9 protein-coding genes and 1 pseudogene are annotated in these 11,265 nt (G+C 49.2%); 4 read left to right on the top strand and 6 right to left on the bottom strand.

Translation table 11 applies throughout. From position 1 onward, the window contains the following. Window positions 1-613: transposase (locus Q1V74_RS00850; protein ID WP_300646628.1), on the top strand; the 613-nt coding region annotated here is incomplete at its 5' end. 83 nt (window positions 614-696) lie between these two features. Here the strand turns inward: Q1V74_RS00850 and cysI are convergent. The 5 genes from cysI to Q1V74_RS00825 are packed head-to-tail and all read right to left on the bottom strand — an operon-like array spanning window position 697 to window position 7,239. Next, window positions 697-2,415 carry an assimilatory sulfite reductase (NADPH) hemoprotein subunit gene (gene cysI / locus Q1V74_RS00845; protein WP_300646626.1) on the bottom strand — a complete coding sequence of 573 codons (1,719 nt, stop codon included), beginning with the start codon at window positions 2,413-2,415 and terminating at the stop codon, window positions 697-699. Between the two features lie 9 nt (window positions 2,416-2,424). Continuing rightward, window positions 2,425-4,203 carry an assimilatory sulfite reductase (NADPH) flavoprotein subunit gene (locus Q1V74_RS00840; protein WP_300646625.1) on the bottom strand — a complete coding sequence of 593 codons (1,779 nt, stop codon included), beginning with the start codon at window positions 4,201-4,203 and terminating at the stop codon, window positions 2,425-2,427. 8 nt (window positions 4,204-4,211) lie between these two features. Further along, a complete protein-coding gene (locus tag Q1V74_RS00835) occupies window positions 4,212-5,510 on the bottom strand; it encodes a GTP-binding protein (protein WP_300646624.1) in 1,299 nt (432 codons plus the stop codon). A 24-nt stretch (window positions 5,511-5,534) separates the two neighbouring features. Next, a complete protein-coding gene (gene cysD / locus Q1V74_RS00830) occupies window positions 5,535-6,452 on the bottom strand; it encodes a sulfate adenylyltransferase subunit CysD (RefSeq protein WP_300646623.1) in 918 nt (305 codons plus the stop codon). Window positions 6,453-6,480: 28 nt separating this feature from the next. Next, window positions 6,481-7,239 (bottom strand): phosphoadenylyl-sulfate reductase, encoded by a 759-nt coding sequence (locus Q1V74_RS00825; RefSeq protein WP_300646622.1) that lies wholly within the window; start codon window positions 7,237-7,239, stop codon window positions 6,481-6,483. Between the two features lie 250 nt (window positions 7,240-7,489). Between Q1V74_RS00825 and cysG the strand changes: the two genes are divergently transcribed. Further along, window positions 7,490-8,866, top strand: a complete 1,377-nt coding sequence (cysG, locus tag Q1V74_RS00820) for a siroheme synthase CysG (RefSeq protein WP_300646621.1) — start codon at window positions 7,490-7,492, stop codon at window positions 8,864-8,866. A gap of 126 nt (window positions 8,867-8,992) precedes the next feature. Beyond that, window positions 8,993-9,493, top strand: coding sequence for an acyl-CoA thioesterase (locus tag Q1V74_RS00815; RefSeq protein WP_300646619.1), 501 nt, complete (start codon window positions 8,993-8,995; stop codon window positions 9,491-9,493). Here the strand turns inward: Q1V74_RS00815 and Q1V74_RS00810 are convergent, their stop codons facing one another. Further along, complete coding sequence (locus Q1V74_RS00810; protein WP_300646618.1) at window positions 9,494-10,294, bottom strand: thioesterase family protein; 801 nt, start codon at window positions 10,292-10,294, stop codon at window positions 9,494-9,496. Window positions 10,295-10,552: 258 nt separating this feature from the next. On the opposite strand from Q1V74_RS00810, the pseudogene Q1V74_RS00805 reads away from it, so the two are divergent. Continuing rightward, a pseudogene (locus Q1V74_RS00805) lies at window positions 10,553-11,265 on the top strand (sodium:proline symporter); the annotation flags it as partial.

Here is an 11,265-nt window from a genome sequence, read left to right as displayed (position 1 = left end):
CAGCTTCAAGCGGCATGAAACGGCCCTGCGCAAAGCGCAGCAGGCCATGAGCCGCAAAACCAAATTCAGCAACAACTGGAAGAAGGCGAAAGCCCGCGTCCAGCGCATTCACTCCCGTATCGGCAACGCCCGCCGCGACTTCCTGCACAAGACCTCGACCGCGATCAGCCAAAACCACGCGATGGTGTGTATCGAGGATTTGCAGGTGCGGAACATGTCCAAGTCGGCGGCAGGCACGGCAGATGCCCCGGGACGAAACGTTCGGGCCAAGTCCGGACTGAACAAAGCCATCCTCGATCAAGGCTGGTTCGAGTTCCGCCGTCAACTGGACTACAAGTTGGCGTGGCAAGGCGGCTGGCTGGTTGCCGTGCCGCCACAGAACACGAGCCGTTCCTGTCCGTGCTGCGGCCATGTGTCGGCGGAGAACCGGCAGACGCAAGCCCGGTTCGAGTGCGTGGAATGCGGTTTTGAAGAAAACGCCGATGTGGTCGGCGCGATCAATGTGCTAAGGGCGGGACACGCCCGGTTCGCCTGTGAAGTGAGCGATGCAGTAGGGTCGCCAGCAGCAGGAACCCACCGAAGCGACTCAGGGTCGGCTCAATGCCGCCCCTGAGCGCCGTAGGAATCTCCGGCCTTCAGGCCGGGGAGGATGTCAACTAAAAAGAGCAGCCGGAGCTGCTCGGGAACCCAAGGGGGTTAAGCATAAAAGTCTCTGGGGGCGTCTTGTACTGGAGTAACGACCCCCGTGCGTACCACAAAGTCACCAAAACACTCCTGATCTTGGCGCTCGTGCGCCCATCGTTCAATGAGTGGCGCCAAAATAGTCAAAATTTCAGCGGTAGTGATATTTTCTTTATATAGACGAGGAATGCGTGTGCCAATGCGGTTGCCGCCTAAATGCAAGTTATAGCGTCCGATTGCTTTACCGACTAAGCCGACTTCCGCTAACATGGCGCGCCCGCATCCATTAGGACAGCCTGTAATGCGTAACACAATAGATTCCTTGGCTAAACCATTCTTGGCTAATAGGGCATCGATGTCATCAATAAAAGCAGGAAGTAAGCGTTCCGCTTCGGCCATAGCCAACGGGCAGGTCGGAAAAGATACACAGGCCATTGATTGTTGGCGTTGCGGGCTGATGCGATCATCCATTAAGCCATGAGCGCGGGCAATGGCTTCGATGGTGGCTTTATTTTCTGGGGCAACATTGGCCACAATCAGGTTTTGGTTGGCTGTGAGTCTAAAATCACCTTGGTGCATGGAAGCAATGGCGGCCACGCCAGTTTTAAGAGGACGATCAGGGTAATCGAGCAGCCGCCCATTTTCAATAAACAACGTCAGGTGCCACAGCCCATCGCTGCCTTGTAGCCAGCCGATTTTGTCACCACGCTCGGTAAATTGATAGGGGCGGATCGGTGCAAAAGTGATCCCCATGCGGCGCTCTACTTCGGCTTTGAAGGTGTCTAAGCCAACGCGCTCTAGGGTATAGCGTGTTTTTGCTGCTTTACGGTCGTGACGGTTACCCCAGTCTCTTTGGGTGGTGACAACGGCGGCCGCTGCTTCAAGCGTATGGGATAGTGGGATAAAGCCAAGTTCTTTTGCCGTATTTGGATAGGTAGCGGTATTGCCATGTTCCATGGATAAGCCGCCTCCGACTAAGACATTGAAGCCAACCAGCTGGCCATTTTCAGCGATAGCTACAAAAGCTAAGTCATTGGCATGTAAATCCACATCGTTTTGTGGGGGGATAACCACGCAGGTTTTGAATTTACGGGGTAAATAAGTATCCCCTAAAATCGGCTCGACCTCGTCTTCTGTGCTATGAAGTTTTTCGCCATCAAGCCAAATTTCTGCATAGGCTCGGGTTTTAGGAAGCAAGTGTTCAGAGATTTTTTTTGCCCACTCATACGCTTGCTGATGCAGCTCGGATTCGACGGGGTTAGAAGTGCAGAGTACGTTGCGGTTCACATCGCCAGCTGTTGCGATAGAATCCAGCCCTAAATGGTGGAGCCATTGATGCATGGGCTTAATATCATCTTTAAGCACACCATGAAATTGAAAGGTTTGACGGTTCGTGAGACGAATACTGCCATAAAGCGTATGTTCACTTGCAAAACGATCAATGCCTAACCATTGCTTTGGGGTGATAATACCGCCGGGTAAGCGACAGCGGAGCATCACGTTTTTCAGTGGTTCAAGTTTTTGCTCTAGGCGCTCGACACGTAGGTCGCGGTCATCTTGCTCATACATGCCGTGAAAGCGAATGAGCTGAAAATTATCGCCAGTAAAGCCGCCCGTTAACGCATTGTTTAAATCCTCGATAATGGTGCCACGTAAATGACGACTTTGTTTTTTTAGACGCTCGTTATCAGATAACGGTAGCGTGGGCTCAGAAGAAGAAAAAGATTGACTCATAATGGACTCTTAGTAAACATCACGTTGATAACGACCGCTGTCGCGTAGCTCATCGAGATACTGCTCTGACTGTTCGCTATTGAGCTGGCCTTCGTGTGCGATGACATGCAATAACGCCTGCTCGACCTCTTTAGCCATTTGATTGGCATTGCCACAGACATATACATGGGCTCCTTGACTGAGCCACTGCCAGAGCTCTGTGCTTTCTGCACGGATTTTGTCTTGTACGTAGACTTTTTGTTGGGGCTTTTGGCGCGACCAAGCCAGACTGGCTTTATGCAGGAAACCTAGTTGGTGCCAACGTTGCCATTCGCTTTGATACAGAAAGTCATCTGTGAATTTTTGATTACCAAAAATGAGCCATGCTCGGCCTTGTGCTTGATCTTGTTCGCGCTGTTGCATAAAGGCGCGATAAGGTGCAATCCCCGTGCCGGCACCAATCATGATAATGGGGGTGTTTGGATCATGAGGTAAGCGGAATCGAGGGTTCGGCTCAATGAATATGGGAAGGGTATCGCCTTCTTCCAATTGAGCGCATAAATAGTCTGAACAAACACCACGGTAGTGTTTTTGTTGATGCGTATACTCCACTACTCCTAAGGTAATATGCACCTCGGCTCCAACCTCTGCTTGCGCGGAAGCAATGGAGTACATGCGTGGGCTAAGTGGTCGTAAAAATGCGAACCATTGTTGGGGATCAATGGTGGCGGGGTAAGCTTGAATCATCGCGTATAAAGGGGTGGCGCTCGCGTAGTGTTGAGCTTTTTCGGGATGCTCTACCAGTGCGATTAGTTCAGGGTGTTGACTGATTTGTGCCCATTTTTTTACTAAAGCTACACTGTTTTGGGTCAGTTCAACATGATGCGTCAACGCTTCGATTAAGGGCAAAGATTGTCCTGACTTTAGCTGTACTAAGGCTTCGGCTTTAAAGTCAAAGAGGGCTAAAAAATCCTGTACCAAATCGGTATTATTTGTAGGGAGTATGCCTAAACTATCACCTGGGCTGTATTGTATTCCCGAGTCACCTAAGTCAATTTCTACATGCAGGGTGGTTTTGTTGGCTTGGCGAGCAGTGATTTTTTGTTTTTGAATGAGCTCAGCCAGATAAGGGCGCGTTCTATCATAGGTCTTTGAGGCTGGTACTATCTGTACAGCGGGGTTGGATACAGCTGGCGTTTCATTATGCAATAGCTCTGATAAGCAGGCATGCAGTTGTTCTTGCCATTGGGCAACCGAGTCCTCATAATCGATGTCGTTATCCAACCGAGGTAAAAGGCGCTTCGCACCCAAGGCCTCAAGGCGTTGATCCCATTTTTTACTTGCCTCACAAAACAAAGGATAGGAGCTGTCACCTAAGCCCACCACAGCAAAAGAAAGATGCTCTAGGTTGGGAGCACGCTTACCGAATAGGTATTTAGAAAAAGAAATGGCTTCCTCGGGGAACTCGCCCTCGCCTTGCGTGGAGCTGACAAAAATCACAATGTCTTCTTCGGTGATTTGTTTGTTTTTATAGTCACCCAAGCGGTAATGCTGCAAGCGCACAGGTAAAGATTGCAACGACTCATGTAAACGCTCGGCGACACGGTTAGCGTTGCCGGTTTGGGAGGCGGATAAAATCGTCACGGTACGCGTGGTTGTAGCCGTTGCCGTTGAGGCCTGATCTAGGTCGGCGCTGAAAGACTGCAGTCCGTCAACTTTGGATTTGGCCCAGCAATAACCGGATAGCCAAGCGAGTTCCTTAGTGCTTAACTGGTCTATGTTCTGAATAAGTTCAGTGGATACGATCATGGTTATAGCTATCCCAGTTGTTCGATCATGCCCGCCGCGACGGTGCGGTGGCTGATATCATCAATCAAAATAAATGCGCCAGTCGCTTTGTTATCAAGGTAGCGATTAGCGGCAATGGGTTGTTGTAAAAGCAGTTGGACTTTAGCCATATCATTCATTTGTAATGGTCTAGCGGCAGGTTTTTCTTTTAGTTCGTGTAGATCCAAAACGCTAGCTATACCGCTAATTTTGGCGTAGACGGTTTTAGTCGTGTGCTTTAGCCAATATTTGCGAGCTGGGTTTAATGGCTGATCGTCAAACCAGCAAAGCGAAGCATGGATATGTTGATGGTTTTGGACGGGGTGCTCCACGGCAACAAGGGTATCGCCTCGAGAAATATCGAGCTCATCTTGTAAAGTGATGGTTAGGACTTCGCCCGGTTGAGCTTGTTCTTGTTGACCATGGATGCCATAAATGGCTGCGATAGTGCTGCGTTGTTGGCTTGGTAGCAGGCGTATCGTTTGTCCTACTTGCAGCTGGCCTTGTTCTAAACGGCCTTGGTAGCCGCGAAAATCGTCTTTGGCACTGCCGTCCTGACGCGCTACGCGTTGTATAGGAAAAAGCGCAAGGCCAGGGTCAGGTTGGGCTGTGTCTGTAATAGGGAGCGTATTAAGGAGTGTGAGCAAACTCGGGCCGTCATACCAAGGCATGTTGGTACTGGAATGCACAATATTGTCCCCATGCAGGGCTGAAATGGGCACAAAATGCACAGCAGTGAGCTGAAGCTGTTTGGCGAGTTGTGTATACGCGTTTTGGATGGCTGTAAAGGCCGCTGCATCGTAATGTAATAAGTCGAGCTTATTGATGGCCACAATGATATGCGGGCAGGCCAATCGCTTTAAAAGCACACTATGACGTATGGTTTGCGGTAATAAGCGTACCGGCTGTTGCTGTAAATCTAAGCGGGAAGCATCAATTAAGACAATCGCGGCATCAGCTGTAGATGCCCCTGTAACCATATTACGCGTGTATTGTTCATGTCCAGGGGTATCAGCCAAAATGAACTTACGTTCAGGGGTACTGAAATACCGATACGCGACATCAATCGTGATGCCCTGCTCTCTTTCTGCGGCAAGCCCATCTGTCAGCAGCGCAAAATCCAATGGCGCTTGGTCTGTATGGTGATATGAATTGGATTTAAGCTGTTCAATGTGGTCACTTAATAAAACATGGCTGTCATAAAGCAGGCGGCCAATTAGTGTGGATTTACCATCATCGACGCTGCCAGCGGTGATAAAACGGAATACCGTTGGGGTTTGAGTTGTCATCGTGAGTCCTTGGCATGAGGCAAATTAAAAATAACCAGCGCGTTTGCGCTCTTCCATTGCTGCTTCCGATGCGCGGTCATCTAAACGCGTGGCGCGCCGCTCGGATAGGGTGGCTTGGGCGGTTTCCAAGATAATTTCTGCAGCGGTTTTGGCTTGGCTTGGGACGGGGCACGTGCAGCTGATATCGCCAACAGTTCTAAAGCGAACAGAGCGTTGCTGACTGATTTCTTTGGGCTGTTTTGGGGTAAGTGGGGTAACGGGAACCAGCAAACCATTACGCTCTACGACCTCACGTTCATGCGCATAGTAAATGCTGGGCAAAGCGAGCTGCTCGCGTTCTATGTATTGCCAGATATCTAGTTCAGTCCAATTAGATATAGGAAAAACACGCATGTTTTCATTGGGGTGTAAGCGCGTGTTATATAAAGACCAGAGTTCAGGGCGTTGGTTTTTGGGATCCCACTGTCCAAACTGGTCTCTAAAAGAAAAAATACGCTCTTTAGCGCGGGCTTTTTCTTCATCACGGCGTGCGCCGCCCATCAGTGCATCAAATTGATATTGTTCAATGGCTTCTAATAGGGTGACGGCTTGAGCAGCGTTGCGTGAGTCATTGCCATGGCGTAAGACAACGGTGCCACGCCGAATGGAGTCTTCCACATGCGCAACGATGAGTTCAGCACCCGTACGCGCTACGATTTCGTCTCTAAAAGCAATGACCTCGGGGTAGTTATGCCCTGTATCCACATGTAGAAGCCGAAAGGGTAACTGCAAGGGTCGGTTAGGTAAGGCAAAGGCTTTGCAAGCTAAGGCAAAAAGCACAACCGAGTCTTTGCCCCCAGAAAAGAGTAAGGCGGGGTTTTTTGTTTCAGCAATGGTTTCCCGAATAATATAAATGGACTCCGCCTCGAGCCAGTCCAGATGACGGTTCACAATAGCAGCCATAAAAGCACACTCAACACATAAATAAAAATTAAGAGAGGGAGGACGTGGGGTTAGCGTGTAAGCCACATTCTTTACTGTCTTGACTTTCCCACCACCAACGCCCAGCACGCAGGTCTTCGCCTTGGCGTATGGGCTTGGTACATGGCTCACAGCCGATGCTGGGCATGCCGTGGTGATACAACGGGTGGATAGGAATAGAATGGGCATGGATATAGGCCCACACCTGTTCGTGCGTCCAGTCAGCCAGGGGATTGAATTTTTCTAAGTTGTGAGCAGTATCCCACTCGCGCTGAGGTAACTGTTGACGAGTGGGAGATTGCTCCCGTCGTTGCCCTGTGATCCATGCTGTTTTATGAGCTAGGGCGCGTTGTAAGGGCTCGATTTTGCGAGCAAAACAACAGGCTTTGCGTACGCTCAATGATTGATAAATATCAAGAAAGTCGTGTGTGGTTTCAAAGTCTTGTAACGACTGGGGTAAAGGTTGATAAACAGTAAAAGTCAAGTGATCGTAGTGTTTTTTTACGATATCGAGATAGCTCAAAGCTTCGGCATGGAGTTTGCCTGTATCGAGTACGATGATTTCAATAGGTAGTTGTAATTGGGCAATAGCATGTGTTAGCACCATATCCTCGACAGCCAAGCTATTGGCAAGCACAACCTTTTTGTGCTGTTGGGCAATTTGGCTTAGTTGCTGTTCCAAATTTTGGATCAAAGGTGGTAGTGATACCGATTGGGTGATCGTAGTAGGTGGAATTTGCCACAATTGGATAGGGATAAATGAACTCATGGCTTGCTCAACAAAAATCAAGAATGACTTTCTATGCTAGCCATGAAGTCGTCCCAAAGGGAAAGAAGCAATTGCTCTTTTTATATGCCTATGAGGGTTATGTAAATATAGCTAAAAGGTGTATGCGTTTCATGTTTTTACACGCTAAGTCCTTATAGCTAAAAGGAAAATACATACAAGGATTTGATGTTTGGTTTTTATGAGACGGCCTCTAAGATAAAAAAGTTAGCTTTTTTACATCAAAGACGTTATGGATTATTTTCCTTTGTATGCCAATCTAAAACAGCGCCCAGTTTTAGTGGTTGGAGCCGGCGAGGTGGCTTTTAGAAAAATTGAGCTACTACGGCAGGCGGGGGCGCAGGTTCGTGTGATCGCAGCAAAGGTGGGAGCCGCGGTACAACAGTTGCTTGAGCAAAATCAGGTGCAGTGGCTGAAAGCCCATTTTGAGCCAAGTGATGTGGAGCAAGCGGTTTTAACGATCGCAGCGACAGACGATGCCCAGCTAAATCAAGCGGTGCATGATGCTTGTGTGCAACGACATCGTCTAGTGAATGTGGTCGATAATCCCGCATTATGTACCTTTATTGTGCCGGCGATTGTGGATCGTTCCCCAGTTCAGATTGCCATTAGTACGGGTGGCACCGCGCCTGTTCTAGCGCGACAGCTACGCCAGAAAATAGAACAAGCCTTACCACCGGTGTTGGCACCTATGGCGGCGTTGGCAGGACAATATCGTTCTCGGGTCAAAGCTGTACTTACACAAGCGACTGCGCGTCGCAGCTTTTGGGAAAAGTTGTTTGCAGACCCGATTTTTACCGAAGCCCTGAGCGCACAGCGAGCGCAGCACGCAGAGCAGCGTTTACAGCAGTTGCTTCACACCCAGGTCGATACGACCTTAATTGGCCAAGTCACCTTAGTAGGTGCTGGGCCTGGGGATAGCGGGTTGTTAACACTAGCCGGATTTCAAGCTTTGCAGGCGGCTGATGTGGTGTTATATGACGCGCTGGTGGGCAAAGACGTATTAGCTTTTATACGACGTGATGCACAGCGTATTGCCGTGGGTAAACGCGCCCATGCGCATCAGGTTGATCAAGCCACGACGAATCAGCTATTGATTCAGTATGCTCAGCAAGGCTTGCGTGTGGTGCGTTTAAAGGGCGGGGATCCGTTTGTATTTGGGCGTGGTGCCGAGGAGTTAGAAGCGCTCAAAGCTGCGGGGGTGAGTTATCGTGTTGTGCCGGGTATTACTGCCGCGCTGGGGGCGACCGCGTATGCGGGCATTCCCCTGACCCATCGCTTATATGCTCAGGCGGCATTATTTATTACTGGTCATTGTCGCGCTGAGGGTGATGACATTGATTGGTCTTGCTTGGCACGACAGCGGCAAACTTTAGTGATTTATATGGGGACTTTAAAAGCGACTGAGATCAGCACGCAGCTAATAGCTCATGGTAAAGCTTCCACAACCCCTGTGGCTATTATTAGCCAGGGGACCCTAGCAGAGCAGCAGATTCAGGTGGGGACACTAGCCACATTGCCCGCCTTAGCACAACAGGCAGAGCGGCCCGCATTAATTGTAGTGGGGGAAGTGGTGCAGTTGCAGGCCTCATTGCAGTGGTTTTCCTAAGGTTTTCTTGAGCGTAACGGTGTCATCGCTTAATCTATAGAATTTCGCGTTATATGCCGTGATAGTGTCATGAGGTTTTGGCACACTGGCATGGATCGCCTTTTTTATTGCTAGAAAGAGAAAACCATGGATTTACCTTATCATCAGCTAACGATGACAATTTTAATGACCCCAGATACCGCTAATTTTTCGGGTAATGTTCATGGGGGTACGATTCTAAAGCTTTTGGATCAGGTCGCCTATGCCTGTGCTAGCCGTTATGCGAATCGTTATGTGGTGACATTGAGTGTAGATCAAGTCACGTTTAGACAGCCGGTTCATGTGGGTGAGCTGGTTACCTTTTTAGCCAGTGTGAACTATACGGGGACTTCCTCCATGGAGGTCGGTATTAAAGTGATTGCAGAAGACATTCGACATCGTGTGGTGCGCCATGTGAATAGCTGCTTTTTTACCATGGTGGCGGTGGATGACGAGGGCAAGCCTACCGAGGTAAAACCGTTAACGCCCACCACACCTGATGAGATTCGGCGCTTTAAGGCCGCCCAAATTCGGCGTCAGTTGCGTAAAGAAATGGAGCAACGCCAAATGGAAATTTTGGCGTCGCATAAACGTGATGAAGCGGTATAACTAGCCCATTTTACGCAGGGTCAAAATCTGTTCACTGCGCCCAAAGGGTCCATGAATATCATGCAATATGGTGCTGGTTAAACCAATACCGTCGGTGCCGTATTGCTGTACGGTTTCCAAACCCAGCCAGCGGCCGCTTGGGTAGCGGTAAAGGTGGATTTGTAAATCTAGGTTCGGAAAGCTCCACGTAAAAGGATCCTCTTGGCGTACGGCTGTGCCGTTAGCGGTATCCACCATCCCCATCAGATGAACAAAATCACTTTTTTCTTGGCCTTCAACCATGGCTTTTTCATTGGAAAGCCACACAATGCCATGCCCAGCGCGATGATTTGGGTCCACTTTAACGATGAGGCTTTGAATATAACCACCTGGCCAGCGTGTCATCCCCTCCCATAAAGGTAGCTGGTCGGGGTGGGTAACTGGCTGGTCTTCCAGACCGGCAATCTCAGAGCTATCCGATGTACACATCCGCCATACACGCGCCACAATACATGTTTTGTTATTGGCTTGCATGGTGGATTCGATGAGTTCAATGGTTTTGCCTGGGCGAATAACACGTGTAGTGATAGAAAATTCACCGGCGGCAATTAAGCCAAAGATATCAAAACTGATTCTTCCGATACGCATGCCCTCGCGTGGCTGAAACTGCTCAAGCTCGGCGGCAATAATACCGCTAGCGGGAGCCATGTGTTGTTCATGTGGATTCCAGGCCCCTTGGGCATGTTGTGTGGAGCGATAAGTGGCGGTGACGACTCCTTGCTCGTCAATGTGTCTATCGATGAATTGGTAGTAAGCACTCATAATCAATTTGCCTCGTATTATTCTCTGTTTTCTCTATTTTTGATTTTTCAATGTAGCACTAATTTGTGAATTGGGTAGGGCAGCACTGAGATTAACGATAAAATAAGCCCTATTTTAGTGTTAACACGGCACGTGCCTGTGGGAATGTCACATCAGTGGCAAGGTTTTAATTTTCATTTATTGAGTATGTGCGAGGTTTGTGCATCGTCCAGTTATCACCTAAGCACTCCGGTGCGATGAGGTGGGAAGGGGTAAAAAATGGACATAATCAGTACGCCGATCACCGTGATGTTTGTGATCTATATTTTGGCAATGTTGTTGATCGGCTGGTTAGGCTATCGGTCAACGCAAGACTTGTCAGACTACATTTTAGGGGGGCGTAAGCTCGGGGCTTTTGTGGTGGCGTTAGCCGCAGGCGCGTCAGACATGAGTGGTTGGCTGTTAATGGGTCTGCCTGGCGAGGTGTATGACACAGGGTTATCCGCTTCATGGATCGCGATTGGTTTAATCATTGGTGCCTATTTTAATTGGCGCTTGGTGGCGGCGCGTTTACGCGTTTATACCGAACGCTCTGGGGATGCGCTGACGTTGCCAGATTATTTTTCCAATCGCTTTCAGGATACGTCTAATGTGTTGCGTATCGTTTCAGCGATTGTGATCCTGCTGTTTTTTACCTTGTACTGTGCATCGGGCGTTGTGGCTGGGGCGCGCTTATTTGAAAGCATGTTTGGCATGTCTTATCCTGCGGCCTTGTGGCTCGGTGCTTTTTGTACGATTGCGTATGTATTTATTGGTGGGTTTTTAGCGGTGAGCTGGACCGACACGGTCCAAGCTTCGCTCATGTTTACTGCATTAGTACTGATTCCTTTGATTGTGTTGCATCAGGTGGGCGGGCTTAACGAGGCCGTGACAGTAGCGCAGTCCGTACAGCCAACTAGTGTGGATGTGTTATCGGGCGTATCTAAAGTTGG

The sequence above is a fragment of the Paenalcaligenes sp. genome (assembly GCF_030152715.1).
Taxonomy (GTDB): domain Bacteria; phylum Pseudomonadota; class Gammaproteobacteria; order Burkholderiales; family Burkholderiaceae_B; genus Paenalcaligenes; species Paenalcaligenes hermetiae.
The sequence above is the reverse complement of the archived record's forward strand: the minus strand, read 5'-3'. Positions and strand labels throughout refer to the sequence as shown.